This is a genomic window from Flavobacterium sp. FlaQc-30, from assembly GCF_044005885.1.
Classification (GTDB): domain Bacteria; phylum Bacteroidota; class Bacteroidia; order Flavobacteriales; family Flavobacteriaceae; genus Flavobacterium.
In genome coordinates this window covers 635,725-656,699 of record NZ_JBIPCO010000002.1, presented here as the reverse complement: position 1 = coordinate 656,699, position 20,975 = coordinate 635,725, and the positions used below count along the sequence as shown (strand labels likewise).

Annotated in this window: 18 protein-coding genes; 9 read left to right on the top strand and 9 right to left on the bottom strand. The window is 33.7% G+C overall.

All coding sequences use genetic code 11. The features are described 5' to 3' along the window. The 3 genes from ACHRV0_RS08035 to ACHRV0_RS08025 all read left to right on the top strand — a co-directional run. Positions 1-5,555: gliding motility-associated C-terminal domain-containing protein (locus tag ACHRV0_RS08035; RefSeq protein ID WP_395440453.1), on the top strand; the 5,555-nt coding region annotated here is incomplete at its 5' end. Positions 5,556-5,715: 160 nt separating this feature from the next. Next, positions 5,716-6,633, top strand: coding sequence for a type IX secretion system membrane protein PorP/SprF (locus ACHRV0_RS08030; protein WP_089052846.1), 918 nt, complete (start codon positions 5,716-5,718; stop codon positions 6,631-6,633). Between the two features lie 11 nt (positions 6,634-6,644). Then, positions 6,645-8,579 carry an OmpA family protein gene (locus ACHRV0_RS08025; RefSeq protein ID WP_395440452.1) on the top strand — a complete coding sequence of 645 codons (1,935 nt, stop codon included), beginning with the start codon at positions 6,645-6,647 and terminating at the stop codon, positions 8,577-8,579. A 121-nt stretch (positions 8,580-8,700) separates the two neighbouring features. On the opposite strand, the gene ACHRV0_RS08020 is transcribed toward ACHRV0_RS08025, so the two are convergent. The 6 genes from ACHRV0_RS08020 to pyrR all read right to left on the bottom strand — a co-directional run bounded on the left by ACHRV0_RS08020 (position 8,701) and on the right by pyrR (position 13,318). Continuing rightward, positions 8,701-9,204 carry a CAP domain-containing protein gene (locus tag ACHRV0_RS08020; protein WP_164975042.1) on the bottom strand — a complete coding sequence of 168 codons (504 nt, stop codon included), beginning with the start codon at positions 9,202-9,204 and terminating at the stop codon, positions 8,701-8,703. A 168-nt stretch (positions 9,205-9,372) separates the two neighbouring features. Beyond that, a complete protein-coding gene (gene pdxH, locus ACHRV0_RS08015) occupies positions 9,373-10,017 on the bottom strand; it encodes a pyridoxamine 5'-phosphate oxidase (protein ID WP_129024809.1) in 645 nt (214 codons plus the stop codon). Between the two features lie 160 nt (positions 10,018-10,177). Then, entirely contained in the window at positions 10,178-11,083 is a 906-nt protein-coding gene (locus tag ACHRV0_RS08010; protein WP_395440451.1) for a ribonuclease Z, read from the bottom strand. A 103-nt stretch (positions 11,084-11,186) separates the two neighbouring features. Next, on the bottom strand, positions 11,187-11,519 hold the full coding sequence (locus ACHRV0_RS08005; RefSeq protein WP_089059159.1) for a ribonuclease Z: 333 nt from the start codon (positions 11,517-11,519) through the stop codon (positions 11,187-11,189). A gap of 226 nt (positions 11,520-11,745) precedes the next feature. Continuing rightward, complete coding sequence (locus ACHRV0_RS08000; protein WP_029273654.1) at positions 11,746-12,672, bottom strand: aspartate carbamoyltransferase catalytic subunit; 927 nt, start codon at positions 12,670-12,672, stop codon at positions 11,746-11,748. Between the two features lie 106 nt (positions 12,673-12,778). Beyond that, on the bottom strand, positions 12,779-13,318 hold the full coding sequence (pyrR, locus tag ACHRV0_RS07995; RefSeq protein ID WP_089052841.1) for a bifunctional pyr operon transcriptional regulator/uracil phosphoribosyltransferase PyrR: 540 nt from the start codon (positions 13,316-13,318) through the stop codon (positions 12,779-12,781). A 236-nt stretch (positions 13,319-13,554) separates the two neighbouring features. Between pyrR and ACHRV0_RS07990 the strand changes: the two genes are divergently transcribed. The 5 genes from ACHRV0_RS07990 to ACHRV0_RS07970 all read left to right on the top strand — a co-directional run bounded on the left by ACHRV0_RS07990 (position 13,555) and on the right by ACHRV0_RS07970 (position 16,504). Continuing rightward, positions 13,555-13,929: a hypothetical protein gene (locus tag ACHRV0_RS07990; protein ID WP_395440450.1), complete on the top strand. Its 375-nt coding sequence runs from the start codon at positions 13,555-13,557 to the stop codon at positions 13,927-13,929. A 502-nt stretch (positions 13,930-14,431) separates the two neighbouring features. Beyond that, positions 14,432-14,968, top strand: coding sequence for a hypothetical protein (locus ACHRV0_RS07985; protein ID WP_395440449.1), 537 nt, complete (start codon positions 14,432-14,434; stop codon positions 14,966-14,968). Positions 14,969-15,046: 78 nt separating this feature from the next. Next, positions 15,047-15,679 (top strand): class I SAM-dependent methyltransferase, encoded by a 633-nt coding sequence (locus ACHRV0_RS07980; RefSeq protein WP_129024812.1) that lies wholly within the window; start codon positions 15,047-15,049, stop codon positions 15,677-15,679. A gap of 21 nt (positions 15,680-15,700) precedes the next feature. Continuing rightward, positions 15,701-16,099 (top strand): VOC family protein, encoded by a 399-nt coding sequence (locus ACHRV0_RS07975; RefSeq protein WP_395440448.1) that lies wholly within the window; start codon positions 15,701-15,703, stop codon positions 16,097-16,099. 9 nt (positions 16,100-16,108) lie between these two features. Beyond that, the gene (locus ACHRV0_RS07970) at positions 16,109-16,504 is read left to right on the top strand and encodes a hypothetical protein (RefSeq protein ID WP_395440447.1); all 396 of its coding nucleotides are present in this window, start codon (positions 16,109-16,111) and stop codon (positions 16,502-16,504) included. Between the two features lie 34 nt (positions 16,505-16,538). Here ACHRV0_RS07970 and ACHRV0_RS07965 read toward each other — a convergent pair whose 3' ends face one another. After that, the gene (locus tag ACHRV0_RS07965) at positions 16,539-17,726 is read right to left on the bottom strand and encodes a glycoside hydrolase family 27 protein (RefSeq protein WP_395440446.1); all 1,188 of its coding nucleotides are present in this window, start codon (positions 17,724-17,726) and stop codon (positions 16,539-16,541) included. A gap of 295 nt (positions 17,727-18,021) precedes the next feature. Between ACHRV0_RS07965 and ACHRV0_RS07960 the strand changes: the two genes are divergently transcribed. Continuing rightward, complete coding sequence (locus tag ACHRV0_RS07960) at positions 18,022-18,195, top strand: hypothetical protein (RefSeq protein WP_164973730.1); 174 nt, start codon at positions 18,022-18,024, stop codon at positions 18,193-18,195. A 42-nt stretch (positions 18,196-18,237) separates the two neighbouring features. Here ACHRV0_RS07960 and ACHRV0_RS07955 read toward each other — a convergent pair whose 3' ends face one another. Next, positions 18,238-19,857: an ABC-F family ATP-binding cassette domain-containing protein gene (locus ACHRV0_RS07955; protein ID WP_089052836.1), complete on the bottom strand. Its 1,620-nt coding sequence runs from the start codon at positions 19,855-19,857 to the stop codon at positions 18,238-18,240. A 311-nt stretch (positions 19,858-20,168) separates the two neighbouring features. Then, entirely contained in the window at positions 20,169-20,942 is a 774-nt protein-coding gene (locus tag ACHRV0_RS07950) for a TlpA family protein disulfide reductase (RefSeq protein ID WP_395440445.1), read from the bottom strand. Positions 20,943-20,975: the final 33 nt, after the last annotated feature.

The window sequence follows — 20,975 nt, the reverse complement described above, 5'->3', positions numbered from 1 at the left end:
GCGCTGGAACTTACGAAGTAACGGTAACAGATGCTAACGGATGTACTGCTGTTAAAACAATTACAATCGGACAGCCTGCTGCTGCGATAAACATTACAGAAAATTCTAAAACAGATGTAAAATGTTTCGGACAATTAACTGGAGCTATCGATTTGACTGTAACCGGCGGAACTGGAACATACACTTATTCTTGGAAAAAAGATACCAATGCAATTGCCGCAACTTCTCAGGATTTAACTGGAATTGGAGCTGGAACTTACGAAGTAACGGTAACAGATGCTAACGGATGTACTGCTGTTAAAACAATTACCGTTGGACAACCTGCTCAAGCTCTTTCATGTTCTGTAGTTCAAAACAAACCTGTAACTGCAAATGGTTTAAGTAATGGTGAAGCAACTGTATCTGTACTTGGTGGTACTCCTGGTTATACTTACTTATGGGATAATGGTGAAACTACACAAAAAGCCACAACATTAAACGCAGGAATACATAGCGTAAAAGTTACTGATGCAAATGGTTGCTTTACAGAATGTACAGTACAAATTACACAACCAAATGTACTATCCTGCAGTATACAACAAGACGCAACCGTAAAATGTTACGGTGGTAATACTGGTAAAGCAACTGTAACAGCTGTTGGAGGAAATGGTGAATACATTTATGAATGGGATAATGGAGAAACAACTGCAACTGCAACTGCTTTAACTGCCGGATTGCACTCAGTTACAGTTACAGATAAATTAGGTTACACTACAAAATGTGAAGTTACAATTGGTCAGCCGCAAAATCCTTTAAGTGCAACTACAACTCAAGTTAATGTAGCTTGTGGTGGAGGTACAACAGGTTCTGCAACTGTAATTCCAGCTGGAGGAACAAGCCCTTACACTTATTCTTGGAATACAACTCCTGTTCAAACAGGAGCTACAGCTACAGGACTTCAAGCAGGAACATATATCGTTACTGTTAAAGACGCTAACTTATGTACAATTACAAAAACGGTAACTATTATAGATGGAGATTCTATTAAACCAATAATAGATCCATTGCCAGAAACTTCTACTATTAATTGTCCAGCATTACCTGTATTTACACAAGCAACTGCAACTGATAATGGTGGTAATACTCCGGTTTTAACTTACGAAGATGTTACTACTCAAGGTAACTGTGCCGGTTCTTATTCAGTTACAAGAACTTGGACAGCAAAAGATGAGTGTGGAAACATTTCACTTCCTGTAAGCCAAACAATTAATGTACAGGATAAAACAAAACCAACTTGGGTAACACAAGCAGGTTCTTTAAATAGAACAATTGAATGCAGCAATGCACAAGCCTTAACAGCTGCGCAAGCTTTATTCCCTACAGCAACGGATACTTGCGATCAAGATGTTTCAGATCTTGATAAAGTAAGCGGTGAGTTTAAAGCTTCTACAGAATGCGGAAATGCAGGAACTTACACTAATACTTGGACAGTGACAGATGCTTGCGGAAACACTTCTGAAATTTTTACACAAGTAATTACAATTCAAGACACTACTGCTCCAACTTGGTCCACTGAAACAGCTTCTTTAAACAAAACAATAGAATGCAGCGATGCGCAAGCTTTAACAGCGGCCCAAGCTTTATTCCCAACTGCTATTGATGCCTGCGATACAAGTGTTTCAAATATTGATAAAATAAGTGGTGAATTTAAAGCATCTACAGAATGCAAAAATGCAGGTACTTATACTAATACTTGGACGGTTACAGATGCTTGCGGAAACATTTCTGAAAAATTCACTCAAATAATTACAATTCAAGATACTACAAAACCAACGTGGTCAACTGAAGCTGATTCTTTAAACAGAACAGTAGAATGCAGCAATACACAAGCTTTAGCAGCAGCTCAAGCCTTATTCCCTGTTGCAACTGATGCATGTGATACTAATGTAACTAATCTTGATAAAGTAAGCGGTGAGTTTAAAGCTTCTGAAGAATGTGGAAATGCAGGTACTTACACCAATACTTGGACTGTAAAAGATGATTGTGGAAATATCTCTGAAACATTTACTCAAATAATTACAATTCAGGATACTACAAAACCAACTTTTGTTGGCAACCTTCCATCAGATAGTACTGTTTCTTGTGATGCTGTTCCAGAACCATTTAACATGGAAGCTTCTGACAATTGTAATGGAGATTTACCAATTGTTTTCAAAGAAGTTAAAAGCGATGTTAAAAACGAATGCGGTACAGAATATACCTTAACTCGCACATGGACAACAAGTGATTGTGGTGGAAATTCAATTTCGTATACTCAAGTTATAACAGTAAGAGATACTACACCTCCAACCGGTACTGCACCATCAAATGTTGCTAATCTACAAAGTGCTGCAGACATTCCAGCAGGAAGTCCAGCAGATATAAAAGATGCGGCAGACAACTGCGCAGGAGCTGTAAACATTACAGTAAGCGACACTAATAATGGAGGAACTGGATGTAATGGTGAATCTTATATTTTAACTAGAACTTATACTTTAACAGACTGTGCAGGTAATAAAACAGAATTAGTTCAAACCTTTACAGTTGAAAATAAAGTTTCTGTAAGCGGTATTGCTACAAATGTAAGCTGCCAAGGAAAAAGCGACGGTTCAATTGCAGTTACCAGCAGTCCAGGATCTACTGTAGTTATTACAAATCAAAATAACGAAGTAGTTGGAAACACAAATTTACCAGCTGGAACTTATACTCTTACTGCAACATCTGTAGTAAATAGTGAAAATGAAACTTGTACAGCAACTGCAACCGTTGTTATTACTGAACCAAATTATAAAGTTAAAATATCTGGACAAATTATCAATGTAGATACTAACACTCCTATTGCAAATGTTCCAGTAACATTAATTCCTCAAGGTACAACTACAGGACCAATCTTACTGCGTGTAACTGGAGCCGATGGTATGTACAGCTTCACAGGAATGCCTGCAGGAAGTTATTTAGTTCAAGTTCAAGATGCCAATTTAAATAGTGCATATCAACTTTACCCAGTCGACTCGAGCTTGTTCTTTACTACTCTTAAAGAATGTGAATTCCAAGTTCATAACTTCGAATACGGAAAATCAAATCTTCCTGTTTTAGGAGACTATGTTTGGTATGATGTTAATGGAAATGGTGTACAAGACGAATGGTACGATGCAAATAATGATGGTGTTGTAACTAAAAACATACCAGATGCAGAAGGCGCCATAGATTACAGTCTTTGGGAATGGATCGATTTTAATGGTGACGGAAGTTATGCTGGTCCATCAAATGCAGGCGAATTAAATGCCGGTGGTTTTGGAAACGCATCAAATGCAAATATTATAATTGATGGTCCAAATGGATACCATTCTGAAGTAATCATTGGAATTCAAGGATTCTGGAGAGATAGACCAGAGCAAGCAAATCCATATGGAGAACATAACATCAAACTAGTTAGAGAAGCAAATTTAGATGCTGTCGCTGCAGCTTTAGGAGAAACTGGACTTGTAAAAGTTCTTCCAAGCTCAAGTTCAACAGATAAAAAAGTAACATCAAAACCTGCCAAACTGCAAATGCACACAGTATGTCAAACTACCAGCCAAAGTGGTATAATTGTAAATGTTACTCCTGAAGACTTAGTTCATTTAGATGCTGACTTTGGTGTAAATTGTAAAGAATTTAAAGATATAGTTGCCAATGATGATAGTGCCGGTCCAATTGCAGGTGTTAATCATATTACAAAAAATGTCTTGAATGTTTTACCAAATGATACACTTGAAGGTGTGGTCGTAACTGCTTCTGATGTAATAATAACTACCGTAACACCAAATGAGTTTTTACAATTAAATTCAGATGGCTCTGTAGATGTTTTACCGAATGCACCAGTAGGTACACTTACATTGGTATACCAAATTTGTGAAGCCGATGCAACTTCAAATTGCGATACTGCAACAGTAACAGTAACTATTGAAGCACCAGTAATGACTGTCACTGCATCACCAATTTGTGTAAATGATGTTCCGTACCTTGATTACACAGTAACTCCAGTTAACTTTACTCCTGCAAATGGTGTATCAATAACTTGGGCAGATGCTGCAAACAAAGTGGTAACAACAATGACTGATTTACCACTAAGCGGTCGTGTTTTATGGCCTGGAGCTACGGTTGATGCAAACGGAAAAGGTACTGACTGGCCTGGATGGATATTCCAAAACAACCAATGGATTCAAGCTGCTGATGGTTTTGAAGGATTACGCCCAACTGCGAACATTACAGTATCTCTTAATCCTAGTGAAACAATAACTGTAAATTATCCTCCATCTGAACCGTTCTGTACCGCCAGACCAACATTTGCAATTGTTGCTAATGATGATAATGGAGGCCCAATTTCTGGAGGTACAGGAGCCACAAATGTTGTCAATGTATACACAAATGACACCTTAAATGGTAATGCAATTAATCCAGCAGATGTTACACTTACAACTGTAACACCAGATCCAACTGGAGCACTAACACTAAATCCTAACGGATCTATAGATGTAAAAGTGGGTACAACAGGCGGAACTTATACATTAACGTATCAAATTTGTGAAAATGCTGACAATGGAAATTGCGATACTGCGATTGTAACTATAACTGTTATCGATCCTGCACCGCCAACACCAGTTGACGCTGTCGATGATACTTACAGTAACATTGGATGTAACACTTTTGGATTAGTTGGAAATGTTTTAAGTAATGATTTTAAAGGTATAACTAGAGCCAATCTAGAACTTGTAACCTTTACATTATTAACTGGAAATAATAACAATGTAAAAACAGATCCTAATATAACATTCGATGCATTAGGAAATGTAAATGTGTCAAGTTTAACTCCAGCTGGAACGTACACTTACAGCTATCGTATTTGCGACAAACTAAGTTCTGAAAATTGTGATACAGCAACAGTAACAATAATAGTTCTGCCAAATGGTGTAACTAATATCGCCAGCCAAGCTTGTAATGATGATTCAACATTATTAAACTTAGCTAATTTACTGCCAGAGGGCACACCAACAACAGGAACTTGGGTAGACACAAATAACACCAATGCCTTACAAGGAAGTACGCTTAACGCGTTAGGTTTAGCACTTGGCACTTACATATTCGAATATAGAATAAAAGACGATAAATGTCCTAGAACAATTGCCCTTAACATGGAAATTAACGACGATTGTAAAGTACTGCCATGTGGAAATATAGTTGTACATAATGCTTTCTCTCCTAATGGAGATGGAAAAAATGATGTTTTCGTAATTGATAGTATTGATGATTTGACCTGTTATCCAGGAAACACTGTAGAAATCTATAATCGTTGGGGAATATTGGTATTTGAAACTACAAATTACAATAATGAAACCAATGCATTTGATGGAACATCTAGAGGTAGAACAACTGTCAAACAATCAGATGGATTACCAACTGGAACGTACTTCTACATTTTGAACTACAAATCATTGAATGGAAATAATGAAGTTCAAAATAATAAGAAAGACGGATACCTGTATCTTTCAAAATAAAACAAAAAAAATGCGCTATATAAACAATTAATATATAGCGCATTAAATAATAATTTGTAAAAAAAATACTTATTTTTGAATAAAGATTCATACCAACTTTTTGAACCTTTTTACAGAGTTAAAAAGTTAGTAGGTAATAACTAAATAATACACATCTACTATGAGAACAAAATTATTTTTCTTCGTCATTATGTCTATAGCCTTAACAGGTTATGCACAGCAGGATGCACAGTATACACAGTATATGTACAATGCGATAAATATAAATCCTGCTTATGCGGGATCTCGCGGAGCTCTAAGTGTTTTTGGTCTGTACCGTACCCAATGGGTTGGATTAGACGGAGCACCAGAAACCAGCAGTTTCTCTATCAACACACCAATAAACAATAGTAATTTGGGTATAGGACTCTCGCTGGTAAATGATAAAATAGGTCCAACAAATGAGAACAATATCTCTGCTGATTTATCATATTCAATCCAAACTTCACCAGATTTTAAACTCTCTTTTGGAATTAAAGGAACAGCTAATTTATTCAATTTAGATGTTAACAAACTAAATCCTGAAGATCAAGGCGATCCACAATTTCAAGATTTAAGAAACAAATTTTCACCAAATATTGGAGCAGGTGTTTACTGGCATTCAGATAAAGCTTATATTGGCTTATCGGTTCCCAATTTCATCGAAACCAATCGTTATGATGATAATGATGTGGCCATTTACAAAGACAAAATCAATTATTATTTAATGGCCGGTTATGTATTTGATCTTGATAAATTACAATACATCAAATTCAAACCTGCAGTACTTACCAAAATGGTCGAAGGAGCACCTCTACAAGTTGATATTTCTGCTAACTTTATGTTTTTTGAAAAATTTGTAGTTGGAGCAGCTTATAGATGGAGTGCCTCTTTAAGTGCAATGGTTGGATTTCAAATCACAGACGGACTTTATTTAGGTTACGGTTACGACCGAGAAACAACAAACTTAAATAATTACAACTCAGGATCTCATGAGATATTCCTGCGATATGAATTCTTCAAGAAAAATGGTAAAATGACAACTCCTCGTTTCTTCTAAAACTTATTATTATGAAAAATTATACGCTCCTTTGCTTAATACTATTAAATATTTTTTACGGCTATTCACAGCAGTCAAAGGTTAATTCAGGTGATAAAAAATACGATGGATATGCTTATGTTGACGCCATTAAGACCTATGAAAGGGTAGCCGAAAAAGGATATAAGTCTGAGGATTTATTTAAAAAACTCGGAAACTCATATTACTTCAATTCTGAATTTGAAGGTGCTGCCAAATGGTACGGAGAACTCTTTGCAATGAATCCGTCTCCAGAGGCCGAATATTTTTACAGATATGCGCAATCTTTAAAATCAACTGGGCAACTTGCCAAAGCTGATAAAGTTCTCAACGAGTTTAACACCAAATACAAAAACGATTCCAGAGGTAAGCTTTACAAAGAAGACGTAAACTATCTCGATCAAATCAAATTAAACTCTGGACGCTATAAAATTGAAGATGCCGGAATCAACTCTAAATATTCTGACTACGGAAGTTTTGTGTATGACAACAAAATCTATTTTGCATCAGCAAGAGATACTGGTAATTTCAGCCAGAGAAAACACAAATGGACAGGCGAATATTTTACTAACATCTACAATGCAGATATTGATGCCGAAAGCGGAAGTTCGACTAAAGTGAATAAAATAAAAACAGCAATAAATACAAAATTTCACGAATCGTCTCCAGCATTTACTAAAGACGGAAAGACCGTTTATTTTACAAGAAACAATTTTATTGACGGCAAAAAAGGAAAAGATGATAACAAAGTTACTCTAATCAAAATATACAAAGCTACACTCGAAAATGGAAAATGGACTAATATAACTGCTCTTCCTTTTACAAGTGACAGCTTTAGCACTGCTCATCCTACTTTAAGTCCTGATGAAAAAACACTCTACTTTGCGTCTGACATGCCAGGAACAATAGGACAATCTGATATTTACAAAGTAAGTATTAACAGCAACGGCGGTTATGGAACTCCCGAAAATTTAGGAAAATCAATTAATACCGAAGGAAAAGAAACATTTCCTTATGTAACTAGTGAAAATGAAATTTATTTTGCTTCTGACGGGCATCCGGGACTTGGCGGACTTGATGTATTTGTGGGACAATTGCAGGATAATGGAACCGTAAGTGATATTCAAAACCTAGGAAGCGACATCAATTCACCTAATGATGATTTCGCCTACATTATTGATCCGTCAACCAGAAGAGGTTATTTCAGTTCAAATAAAGCCGGCGGACATGGTTCTGATGATATTTATAAATTTCTAGAAACTAGAAGACTAAAATGTCTGCAGGAATTAACTGGTGTAATTACAGATGCTGAAAGCGGCATAATACTGCCTGGAACAAAACTTACTTTATATGACAGCCAGCAGGTTGTTGTAAGTACAACCATTTCAAATGCGGAAGGAAAATACAGTTTTGCAGTTGAATGTGGCAAATCATATAATGTAAGAGCTGTAAAAACAGATTATGCAACTAAAGAAGTAATGGTGAATATTGGAAAAGTAAGCGGAAAAACAGATCTGCCAATTGCTTTAGATAAAATCATTTGTAAAGTTGCTATCGGAGATGATTTAGGAAAATGCTTCGGAATAAAAATGATTTACTTTGATCTAGACAAATCAAACATTCGTGTTGAAGCTGCTTTAGATTTAGAAAAAATATTAGATGTATTGAATCAAAATCCAACTATGAAGTTAGATATTCGTTCACATACAGACAGTAGAGCAACTCATCAATACAATGAAGCTTTATCTGACCGAAGAGCAAAATCAACTATTGCTTGGCTTATTAAAAATGGCGTAGCTAAAAATCGTCTGACTGGAAAAGGTTATGGAGAAACACAGCTCGTAAACAAATGTTCTGATGGAGTACCATGTACTGAAGAAGAACACCAAATGAACAGACGAAGCGAGTTCATTATAGTTGGATTATAATACTCCCAAAATATATTATATCAAAAAAGCTGTCTATAACTAGACAGCTTTTTTTACAAAAAAAAACGTTGTAACTCAGGAATTACAACGAAAACTAACCAACCAATTTGAAAGTTTTTCTTTAAATTTTTGCAAATATATTAGTGTAATATTTTTTTCCTGTTGTAGGATCGGTAGATATTGAAATACCAAAATGAGTATAATTTCCTTCGATATTTTCTTTGTGTCCCGGGCTGTCCAGCCAAGCTCTCACAGCTGCTTCAGAAGTTTTATAGTTATAAGCAACATTTTCTCCAACCGTTTTGGCGCCTAGAACACTTTCAATGTTTTTAGACCTCAAAACAAAATCATTGTGATTTACGAGGTTGTTATCAATCATATATTTATTATGAACTTCACATTCATAAGAGATATGATTAATCTTTTCCAATGCATTTAAACCAATACTTTTCCGGTAATCGTTTATTAATTGCATTGTTTCTAATTCAGACGCATTGTAGCTGTAGTCTGTAATTAATTTTTCTGTACCCCCAGTACTTTCCGTACCTTCTGCGACTTCTGCCGAGCATGAGTTCATTGTGATCGAAATCACAATGAACAGCATGGCGCACATAACTTTTTTCATAATCTTAGTAGTTTAGTTTTAAAGTAAATGTTGGGGCAAAAACCTTAAATAATTATGTGACAATCTTTTTACATTTCTATATCAAACGTATTTAATTTATCGGTAAACTACAAAAAAAATCGACAAACTACATAAAATATTTTTAAATAAAAGTAAAAATCCTACAAATCAAGAAGAAAGACGCTCAATCTTCCATGAAAAATCAGATTGGCTTGTGTAGCGAATGCGGTCGTGAAGTCTATTTGGTCTTCCCTGCCAAAATTCAACTTGTAAAGGAGTCACAATAAATCCACCCCAATTTTCCGGTCTCGGAATAGGTTTTCCTTCAAATTCATGTTCCAGCTTTTTTAGGTTTTCTTCTAAGAAAGTTCTAGACGGAATCACTTCACTTTGATTAGAAACAATTGCTCCTAACTTACTCCCATCAGGACGAGAATCAAAATAGCCGTCAGAAATATTTTCAGACGTTTTTTGGGCAATTCCTTTAATAATTACCTGACGTTCCATTTCCTGCCAGAAAAAAGACAAACAAACATTAGGATTGGCTTCTATAGCCTTTCCTTTTTCAGAATTATAATTGGTATAAAAGATAAAACCTTCTTCTGAGAATTTCTTTAATAAAACCACACGAGATTTTGGAAATCCGTCTAATCCAATCGTAGAAACAGTCATTGCATTGACTTCTCCGCTTCCGCCAAAATCCTCAACTTCATGAAACCATCTGTTAAAAAGATTAATTGGATCTTCAGGAATATTAGTTTCTAATAATTCACTTTTCTCGTAAGATTTTCTATAATTGCTTAAATCGTTCATGATTGTTGATTTTAGTTTATTTTTTTTCAAGTTTCAAGTATGTCAGGCTGAGCGAAGTCGAAGCCCTTCTTGTCTCAAAAGCCCTTCGACTTCCCTCAGGGTGACATACGTATATTAAAGTTTAAAACCTATGTAACTTTGCACCTTTGCAACTCACAAATTAAAATTCAAAACTCAAACCGTCATCTCCTAAAAGAACATTAGGAAAAACAGATTCTGCCTCTTGTTTAAAACGCTCAATTCCGTCGTATCGTGTCGAATAGTGCCCTAAAACCAATTGTTTTACATTTGCTTTTAATGCAATTTGCGCTGCTTCTTTTGCAGTCGAATGAAGCGTTTTTAGTGCCAAAGGAGCTTCAGACTCTAAAAAAGTAGATTCATGATATAAAACATCTACATTTTCAATAATCGGAATTATATCTTCGTTATAAACAGTATCAGAACAAAATGCATAACTCATTGACGGTATAGGATCAAACGATAATTTTCCGTTTTCTATTATAGTTCCATCATCAAGCTTAACATCACCGCCGTTTTTTATTTTTTGATAATAAGCAACATGGATATTATAATGCTGAACTGCTTCTATGTTTAATTTTCTCTCTCCCGGTTTTTCCTGAAACAAGAATCCATTGGTATAAACACGATGTTTAAGCGGAATAGTTTTAACGATAACTTTAGCGTCTTCAAAAATTACTTCACTTTTCTTCGACTCCAATTCATGAAAAAACAAGCTATAAGTAGTCCAAGATTCCGTCAGCTTCAATTGAAGAAGAATTAATTCTTTAATTCCTTTTGGTCCGTAAATATGCAAATCGGTCGTTCTGCCTAAAAGAGAAAAAGTCGAAATGGTTCCAATTAATCCGTAAAGATGATCGCCATGAAGATGCGAAATAAAGATGTGATTAATTTTTGAGAATTTAATCTTGTTTTTTCGAAGCTGTACCTGAGTTCCTTCTCCGCAATCAATCAAAAATAAACGATTCTTGATTTCTAAAACCTGCGAAGTTGGGTTAGTAAGTGTTCTAGGAGTTGCGGCATAACAGCCAAGTATAGTTAGCTTCAATTTAATGTTTATTCGTTTATTTGGTGAATCGTTTAATCGCGTTAAATTATAATCAAAAACTTATCGATTAAACAGTTAAACAAATCAACGATTAACCGATTCTTTAAAATCCTAAGTCTCTTTCAATTTCTTCCATTTCGATAATATCATGCGCTTCTAAAAGTGAAGGCACAACAACTAATTTATCTGAAACAGCATTAAAATCAAGATCAGAAACTACAATTACAAATGATTTTTTGGCTTTTTTCTGAGATTTAGCAAGAGGTAAAAAAAGTTTCAAATCATTTTCTGAAAGTTCAGAATCCGATAACAGATCGATTATAACATTATGTTTTTCAAAGGTTTTAAATTGCTGCGTTACTTTTTCTACAAAGCCATTAAAATCACCTTGTGTATTTTTTATTGTAACGGTATGTCCTTTTTGATCTACTTTCATTTTATAATTTATGCGCTAATATTTTTTGATGAGCTAAGTTACGAAGTTTTTCCAAGTTTCGGGTTTCAAGTTTCAAGTTTGTCTCAACTTTGTCAGGCTGAGCGAAGTCGAAGCCCTTGTTTGCAAAACACATTTTGTACATAAAAGCCCTTCGACTTCGCTCAGGGTGACATTCGGGTATTCGCGTTCCAACAACCTGAAACCTGAAACTTGAAACTAAATATTATTATTGAATCTTAGAAGCCAAAAGATAAATAACCGCCATTCTAATTGCTACACCATTTTCAACTTGATTCAAGATAACAGAATGGTCAGAATCTGCTACTTCAGATGTAATCTCTACTCCCCTATTGATTGGTCCCGGGTGCATGATTACGATTTCTTTTCCAAGAGAATCCAAAAGCGGTTTATCAACTCCATATTGTTGTGCGTACTCACGTGTTGATGGGAAAAAATTCACATCCATACGTTCGTTTTGTACACGAAGCATATTCGCAACGTCGCACCATTCTAAAGCTTTACGCAAATTTGGTTCAACCGTAACACCAAGTGATTCGATATATCTTGGAATCAATGTTTTTGGTCCGCATACTTTTACTTCTGCGCCCTGCATTTGCAAAGCATATATATTGGATAAGGCAACTCTCGAATGCAGAATATCACCTACAATTACTACTTTTTTTCCAGCTACATCTCCTAGTTTTTCTCTGATAGAATAACTATCCAACAAAGCTTGAGTTGGATGTTCGTGCGCTCCATCTCCAGCATTTACAATACTTGCTTTGACATTTTTAGATAAAAAATAAGCCGCTCCGGGATTAGAGTGGCGCATTACAACCATATCTACTTTCATCGAAAGGATATTATTAACAGTATCAATCAGAGTTTCTCCTTTTTTAACAGATGATTGAGCTGCAGAAAAACTGATCACATCTGCAGATAAACGTTTCTGCGCTAATTCGAATGAAAGTTTGGTTCTGGTACTGTTTTCAAAGAAAATATTGGCAATGGTAATATCTCGTAATGAAGGAACTTTTTTAATTGGTCGATTAATGACTTCTTTAAAATGATCTGCCGTTTCAAAAATCAGGTTAATATCATTCTCGTTGATATATTTTATTCCTAATAAATGATTTACGCTTAATTCTTTCATTTTTATTGTTTATTTGTTTATTCGTTGAATTGTTTAATCGTTTTTTTTCTAATCGGTTAATCGGCGTTGCTACCGATTAAACAATTAACCGGTTAACCGATTAAACTTAATTCGTCACTAAGTGAACAACATCTTCACCATCATTTTCTTTCCAGCTTACTATCACTTTTTCGCCATTAATAGCATCTACCTGACGACCTCTATAATCTGGTTGAATTGGTAAATGACGACTAAAACGTCTGTCAATTAAAACCAGTAATTCAATTTCTGAAGGTCTTCCAAAAGATTGAATTGCTGTTAAGGCAGAACGAATGCTTCTTCCGGTAAACAAAACGTCATCAATAAAAATGACTTTTTTGTTTTCGACTATAAAATTAATTTGGGTTTTATTGGCTTCGAGTGGTTTATCAGTACGACGGAAATCATCTCTAAAAAAAGTGATATCCAGATATCCCAAAGAAATTTCGGGAACCTTATATTCGTTTTCTAATATTTGTTTTAAACGTTCCGCTAAAAAAACACCTCTTGGCTGAATTCCCACTAAAATAGTCTCTGAGAAATCAAGATGTTTTTCGATTAACTGACAAGCCAAACGATGGAGTATGATAGTAACTTCTTTTGAATTAAGTAATACTTTTTGGCTCATAAGTAATTGTAATGTTTGGTTGGCAAATATACGAAATCAGAATTTATTTGTTGGGGTGTTGAGTGGGGAAATATTTTTTTTCAAATTGATATAGAATTGAAGCAGAAACATACTTTTTATAAACAAACATTTTTCCTACTTTAGCTGAAATCAAAAACTTCATACTAACCTCTTATGCAAAAGATAGATATATGTTATTTATATTACATATAAACTAGTTGCCAAAAAATTGAAAAATGAACGATAAAGATTTGATATTACAACAAATGATTTCTAATCCAAATAGAAATCCTGATACATATTTTACTTCTGAATCTTTAATTTCTGTAATATTAAAAGACAAAAATAGAGACGAAATTGAGTTCTTAATTAAAGAAATTATTAGAGAAAAACCTGAACTAATAAATATAGTGAAAGCAATTGGACAGCCTTTTGCTGTATCACCTTCTGGATTAGTCGATTCATTTTTAAAAAAAGGAGGATTTACTAAAATCGAACACGATTTAGAAACCGAACGTATTAAAAAAGCTGAACGAGAAGCTAAATCGGACAAATTAATGGATTTGGACTTGAAACTTAAATCGTTTGAATCTAAAATCGGAAAAAAATAGTCATTGCAGGCTTTGTAATCACCTTTTTAAGTTTTCTAATAACTGTTTTGACTATTAAATTTTAGCGTGTTGATGATAACAAATCCACGAAAGAGCAATCAACAACTGAACAAAGAATAAAGCATAGTAAAAGATAATTTAAATTAAATTTGACTTTTATGAAATGTGAGGTTTATAACCCGATCACTCAGAAATAGGCAACGATAGCGCGGAAATTCTTTTCGTGCCCACAAAGTATATCTCTCCTTCAATAAATTAATGAATATTTCTCAACAAAGATAGCCCGCTCTGCGAAGCCTCCTGACTTCGCAGCGACAACAGTAGGATACTAAGAAAATCAAAAACATATTGGAACGGGTACGAAGTCAGGAGACTTCGCAAAGCATAGTGGATTTTTTTTTACCAACTTCTATAACCTATTTAAAAAAACAAGAAAAATATTACTTTTAAATATAAAAAACTATATTTTAGCAAAACAAAACCTTTAATCTTTTTTTAGATAATGCCTCAAAAAAAATCTGTTCGCAAATCTATCCCTAAAACAAATCAACCAAATATTAAACAAAAACCAAATAAGTTAAAAATAATAGCCATAAGTATACTTGTTTGTTTTGGCGTTTATTTTATTGTATGGAACTCTAAACAAATTAATTTAGAAGGTAATTGGACTCCTATAAAAATAACACTGAATGGCAAGGATTTAGTATCAGCCAATCCACTTAGTGACATTTTTAATATTGCAAATCAAGTTACTATTATTAGAGGCGAAAACCAAATTCTTATTGATACTGGTGAAGATAAAAAAATTGCAACTTATATCATTAAAAAGAATAAGTTTGGAAAAACTTACATGGAGCTAAAATCTAGAGAAAAAAGTTTAAATGGCAATTTTGAAATGAAAATTGACACCATCAATTTAGGACCGCAAGAATACCTCGTTAAAGTAAAACTACATTCAAAAAAAACATATTTAGAATTTCAGAAACAAGTAATTGTCCCTCCATGGAAACCTGAACTACCTAGAAGAGGACAAGTGTAAACAAAAGACATTAATAAAAACCCGCTCTGCGAAGTCTCCTGACTTCGCAGCGACAACAGTAGAACAAAACTAAAATCAATGGATAAATACCAAGAAACTTTTGAGACTTGGAATAAAATTGCAAATCTCTATGAAGATAAGTTTATGAATTTAAGCTTGTATAACGATACTTATGACTTCTTTTGCAACACTCTAACACAAGAACAAATAAACGTATTTGAAATTGGTTGTGGGCCAGGAAATATTACAAAATATTTACTATCCAAAAATCCCAACCTAAAAATTACAGGTATCGACATTGCTCCAAAAATGATCGAATTAGCTAAAGCTAATAATCCTTCAGCCAACTTTGAAGTAATGGATACAAGGGAACTTAGTTCCTTAGATCAAAAATTTGATGCCATTATGAGCGGCTTTTGTTTGCCTTATTTATCCGAAGAAGATTGTTCTAAACTGATAATTGACTCTGCGAAAATACTTTTAAACAATGGGATTTTATATTTAAGTTTTGTTCCCGGAAATCCTTCTCAATCCGGTTTTATTTCTGGAAGCACTGGTGATCGAACTTATTTTTATTATCATACTTTAGAAGATATAAAAAATCAGCTTTTTATAAATAACTTTGAAATCATTAAATTATTCGAAGTCAAATATCCAAAAGGTGAAGATGCGGAAATTCATACTATAATAATTGCTAAGAAAAATGGATAAGCAATTTAAAACCTTAAAATCATGAAAGCAAAAGTCATCTCAATTCCAGTTCTTAACCAAGAAACAGCATTACAGTTTTACACTGAAAAATTAGGTTTTATAAAAAAACACGATATCCCTTTAGGCGGAGATAATAGATGGCTGACGGTCGTTTCTAGAGAAGAACCAAACGGCGTTGAAATTCTGTTGGAACCATCACCCAATCATTTTGAGCCAGCTAAAACGTATCAAAAAGCGCTTTTTGAAGCAGGAATTCCGTGTACGCAGTTTAATGTAGACAATCTTGAGCAAGAATACAATCGTCTTGTAAATCTGGGTGTAACATTTAAAACAAATTCAACAGAAATGGGAAATGTAAAAATTGCCGTTTTAAACGATACTTGCGGCAATTATATTCAACTTATTGAGATGTTAACCTAAACCATAAAAATGATAAAAAGTGTGCAACAGTTTATAACAAAACCAAGAAACATCTTTCTTTTGGATGGTTTTGGTGCTTTACTTACTGCTGTATTATTATTTTTTGTACTTAGAAATTTCAATGCTTTTTTTGGTTTATCAAAAACCATTTTAGAATATCTTTCTTTATTAGCATTGACTTTTTCAATTTATTCTATTCTCTGTTACTTTTTAATTAATACTAATTGGAAATCATTTCTAAAAACAATCTGCATTGCCAACATTCTATATTGTATTTTGACTTTTGGAATTGTCGTATATCACTCTAAAAGTATTTCTATTTTTGGTATGGCTTATTTTTTAGGAGAAATCATTATTATATCTGGACTTATATTACTCGAGATAAAAACGATTAGAAAACAATAGATTTTTATCTTTTTCAAAAGAAATACGGGCTGTTTTATTCCGTACGCAAAACTACTATACCATGTTTGGGTATATTGAAGTTTATCTTCTTTCCTATTGCTCCAATCTTCTTACCTGACCATAAATCACGAATCTTCACTGATTTCTCAAGATTTACTAAATCTGATTTTAAAATAAATTGGTTTGCTTCATCTCCACGATTCAAAATAGCAATCGCTTTTCCGTCTTTTCCTTTTTCTCCCAGCAGTTTTTCCCAAACCTCAATATTTCCCTCTTTAAATATTCGTCTTGCTTGATAAAATCCTTTATCTTGGTTTAAAGCAATAACTTCTTTATTGGTAAGAATACCAACAGTTTCTTTTGACATAGTTCTTAAATCATTGCCTGCCAATAGAGGAGAATTCAACATACACCACATCGAAAAATGGCTTTTATCTTCTTCATAAGTCATGCCTCTGCCAACCTGCAACATATCCATATCGTTATAATGTCCAGGAGATGAGTATTTGTACAAATCAACATTTAAATCTATAATCTTAAGTATAGACGAAAATTTATCATCAATATCATAGGAAATTCTCCAAGAATCTGCTTTATCGATTGCCCATTCTCCAGGAAATTTCCATCGGCACACATTAAGAACAATTGCTTCATTTTTAGCTTTTACAGTCTTTAAAATTTTTAAGTATTCTGTTTTTTCATCCAGATTCATTTTCTCGCCGCCGCACCAGTCTACTTTTAAAAAATCGCAGCCCCAATCGTCAAAAAAAGTTTTACAATCCGCATCAAGATATCCATACATACCAACTCCAATACCTTTTTGATCATTATCGTAAATAGAGCCGCAAGTATTTCTTCCTGCATCACTGTATATTCCTGCTTTAAGTTTTTTGCTGTGAATATAATCCACTAAAACCTTCATTCCCGAAGGAAACTTTTGAGTATCAACAAAAAGATTACCTGCTGAATCTCTTCCTCCAAAATAACCATCGTCTATATTTACATATCTATAACCAGCATCGTACAACCCAGAAGTAATCATAGCATCAGCTTGCTCTCGAATCATTTTTTCATCGATATGCACTCTAAAATTATTCCAACTGCTCCAACCCATTATTGGCGGTTTAGCTTCTTGAGCAAAAAGCATCCCGTTGATAAAAAAGACGAAAATTAGTTTCCTTATTATTTTTTTTGAGGCAGTCTTCATTTTGTATGATTTCATGTTTGTTGCGATATAAAAGCCAATTGAATAGCTTTTAAAAATAGTATATTTCAGTTTAATAAATTAAAATAGTCCGAAATAAAGTAATTTTAAAATACACAAACTCAAATATAAATACATTTATTGAAAATCTACAGCTATAAATAGTGTACTCCTCTGGAAACAGCAAACAAATATATTTTTTGGTACGAAAGAAACTAAAACGCCAAATCCTAAAACATTTTCAAAAAATTCTATAACACATTTTCCTGATTCGTGAACTAATTTTATTTATGAAATTATAAAACTCAGAATCATGCAAAATAAAATACTAAGAATGTTAATGGTATTTGTAATACTGTTTTCATTTACAAGCTGCGAAATTATTGGAGACATTTTTAAAGCCGGAATGGGATTCGGAATATTTATTGTAATCTTTATTATTGCGATAATCATTTTCATTTTCGCTAAACTTTTTGGCAATAAATAGACATAAAAAAATCCCGTTATTCTCATAACGGGATTTTTACTATTAAAGATTATACATCTTTTTTCTTTGCTCTTGAATTTTTTCATCATCAAGATATTCGTCAAATGTCATGTAACGGTCAATTACTCCGTTTGGTGTAATTTCAACGATTCTGTTACCAACAGTTTGTGCAAACTCGTGGTCATGAGTAGTAAAAATTACTGAACCTTTAAAGTTTTTCAATGAGTTATTGAAAGCAGTAATCGATTCCAAATCTAAGTGATTTGTTGGTTCGTCCAGCATTAAAATATTTGCACGTTCCATCATCATTCTAGACAACATACAACGTACTTTTTCTCCTCCAGATAAAACTCTAGATGTTTTTAAAGCTTCTTCTCCAGAGAAAATCATCTTCCCAAGAAAACCTCTAATAAACACCTCATCACGCTCTTCTTCCGTTTTAGCATATTGACGTAACCAATCTACCAAAGTCAAATCATTTTCGAAGAAATCGTGGTTTTCAGCTGGTAAATAAGCTTGATTTGTTGTAATTCCCCAATCAAAAGTTCCAGAATCTGCTTTTTGTTCGTTGTTTAAGATTTCATAAAAAGCAGTTGTAGCACGTGAATCTTTAGAGAAAAGAACGATTTTATCGCCTTTTGCCATATTCAAATCAACATCTTTAAACAAAACTTCTCCGTCTACAGAAGCAGATAAGTTCTCTACATTCAAAATCTGATCTCCAGCTTCACGATCCTGATCAAAAATAATCGCAGGATAACGACGGCTTGAAGGTTTGATTTCAGAAATATTCAATTTCGAAATCATTTTTTTACGAGAAGTTGCTTGTTTCGATTTCGCAACGTTTGCACTAAAACGACGAATAAATTCTTCAAGCTCTTGTTTCTTCTCTTCTGCTTTTTTGTTTTGCTGTGCACGTTGTTTTGCCGCTAATTGGCTAGACTCGTACCAGAAAGTATAGTTTCCTGAATAGTGATTGATTTTCCCGAAATCAATGTCAGAAATATGTGTACAAACGGCATCTAAAAAGTGACGGTCGTGAGATACAACGATTACAGTATTTTCGTAGTTTGCTAAGAAATTTTCTAACCAAGCGATTGTTTCAAAATCCAAATCGTTGGTAGGCTCATCCATAATCAATACATCAGGATTTCCAAAAAGTGCCTGCGCCAAAAGCACACGAACTTTCATTTTTCCTTCCATATCACTCATTAAAGTATAATGATGCTCTTCGTTAATTCCTAAGTTAGACAACATCGATGCAGCATCAGAATCAGCGTTCCATCCGTTCATTTCTTCAAATTGAACTTGAAGCTCCCCTATTCTGTCAGCATTTTTATCGTTGTAGTCTAAATAAAGTTCATCCATTTCTTTTTTAACAGCATACAAAACTTTATTTCCCATTAAAACGGTTTCCAAAACAGTATGCTCATCGAACATGTTGTGATTTTGGTTTAAAACCGACATACGTTTTCCTGGCTCTAAATGAATGTGCCCAGAAGTTGGGTCCATATCGCCCGAAATAATTTTAAGAAATGTAGATTTTCCAGCACCGTTGGCTCCAATAACGCCGTAAATATTTCCGTGAGTGAATGTGGTATTTACTTCGTCAAACAAAATTCGTTTGCCAAATTGAACTGATAAATTATTGACTGTTAACATGAATGTCTTTTTAATTAATTTGGTGCAAAAGTACGGAAAAAGGTTCAGAGTTGCAAAGGTGCAAAGCGACTAAGTTTTTTTATTCTGGAGAGGGTTTCTCGCAGTCTCGATAGCGATCGGAACAAAGACGTAAAGTTTTGTTTTTTCATAGATTATTACACGTAATCTTGTCATTTCGACTGAAAGGAGAAATCACACAAAAAGCTCCACTAAGCATGTCTTCAATCTTTGTCGATTAACTAGTGCGATTTCTCGTTCCTCGAAATGACAAGATTGGGTTCTGATTGCGAATGATGGATTAAAATCCATCTCTACAATTTGCTTTGTTTTGCTAATGCTTCTTCTAAACTCTCGAAATTAGGAAGAACTTTAGCAATCATTCCTTCTTTATTGAGAATAAAATGTGTTGGAAATGAATTGAGTTGTAAAGCTTCATTCATATATACTTTCATATCAGGAATTACAGCATACGACAGAGGTTTTCTAATTAAGAATGCCTTTAATTGTTCTGCAGAATCTTCAGCCAGACTTATAAAAACAATATCTTTTCGGTCTTTGTATTCTTCAACTAATTTATTGACTTGTGGAAATTCTCTTATACAAGGTGTGCAGTGGATGTACCAGCATTTTATTACTATAATTTTTCCTTTCATGGATTCGTTTGTAACCAGATTTCCGTTTAAATCTTTAAACGAAAATTTAGGAAAAGCAGTCCCTTCCATCTGATAATTTTTAAGAGCATCAAAACCTATTTGATTTATAGTTGCTTTTATACTTGTATCTGATTTTGGCAGAATTTTAAACAGCTTGTAATTATAAACTGATTCTTCTGATTTTAATCGAATTGGAATATAATTTCCATTTGCTAATTGGTCTAAAAAGTTTTCTTTTGAAATTTCTTTAGATTGTAAATCAAATGCTTTAAAATCCCTTGAAAGCATGATTTTTTTACTTTGATAAACAGACCAATCGCTAAATGTTTTTTGAATTTGAATTGGATCGACTTCTGGACTTTCAATTTTAGTTTGACTAAAAGAAGTAGAGAAAACTAAAAATGATATTATAATAGTGAATGATTTTTTCATGAAGATTTATGCAATAATTGTAAAACCAAAAGT

Bases quoted from the DNA above. Each gene is read 5' to 3' on its own strand.
- ACHRV0_RS08030 (WP_089052846.1), top strand. From the start codon at position 5,716: ATGAGAACAAAATTATTTTTCTTCGTCATTATGTCTATAGCCTTAACA.
- ACHRV0_RS08025 (WP_395440452.1), top strand. From the start codon at position 6,645: ATGAAAAATTATACGCTCCTTTGCTTAATACTATTAAATATTTTTTAC.
- ACHRV0_RS08020 (WP_164975042.1), bottom strand. From the start codon at position 9,204: ATGAAAAAAGTTATGTGCGCCATGCTGTTCATTGTGATTTCGATCACA.
- pdxH (WP_129024809.1), bottom strand. From the start codon at position 10,017: ATGAACGATTTAAGCAATTATAGAAAATCTTACGAGAAAAGTGAATTA.
- ACHRV0_RS08005 (WP_089059159.1), bottom strand. From the start codon at position 11,519: ATGAAAGTAGATCAAAAAGGACATACCGTTACAATAAAAAATACACAA.
- ACHRV0_RS08000 (WP_029273654.1), bottom strand. From the start codon at position 12,672: ATGAAAGAATTAAGCGTAAATCATTTATTAGGAATAAAATATATCAAC.
- pyrR (WP_089052841.1), bottom strand. From the start codon at position 13,318: ATGAGCCAAAAAGTATTACTTAATTCAAAAGAAGTTACTATCATACTC.
- ACHRV0_RS07990 (WP_395440450.1), top strand. From the start codon at position 13,555: ATGAACGATAAAGATTTGATATTACAACAAATGATTTCTAATCCAAAT.
- ACHRV0_RS07985 (WP_395440449.1), top strand. From the start codon at position 14,432: ATGCCTCAAAAAAAATCTGTTCGCAAATCTATCCCTAAAACAAATCAA.
- ACHRV0_RS07980 (WP_129024812.1), top strand. From the start codon at position 15,047: ATGGATAAATACCAAGAAACTTTTGAGACTTGGAATAAAATTGCAAAT.
- ACHRV0_RS07975 (WP_395440448.1), top strand. From the start codon at position 15,701: ATGAAAGCAAAAGTCATCTCAATTCCAGTTCTTAACCAAGAAACAGCA.
- ACHRV0_RS07970 (WP_395440447.1), top strand. From the start codon at position 16,109: ATGATAAAAAGTGTGCAACAGTTTATAACAAAACCAAGAAACATCTTT.
- ACHRV0_RS07965 (WP_395440446.1), bottom strand. From the start codon at position 17,726: ATGAAATCATACAAAATGAAGACTGCCTCAAAAAAAATAATAAGGAAA.
- ACHRV0_RS07960 (WP_164973730.1), top strand. From the start codon at position 18,022: ATGCAAAATAAAATACTAAGAATGTTAATGGTATTTGTAATACTGTTT.
- ACHRV0_RS07955 (WP_089052836.1), bottom strand. From the start codon at position 19,857: ATGTTAACAGTCAATAATTTATCAGTTCAATTTGGCAAACGAATTTTG.
- ACHRV0_RS07950 (WP_395440445.1), bottom strand. From the start codon at position 20,942: ATGAAAAAATCATTCACTATTATAATATCATTTTTAGTTTTCTCTACT.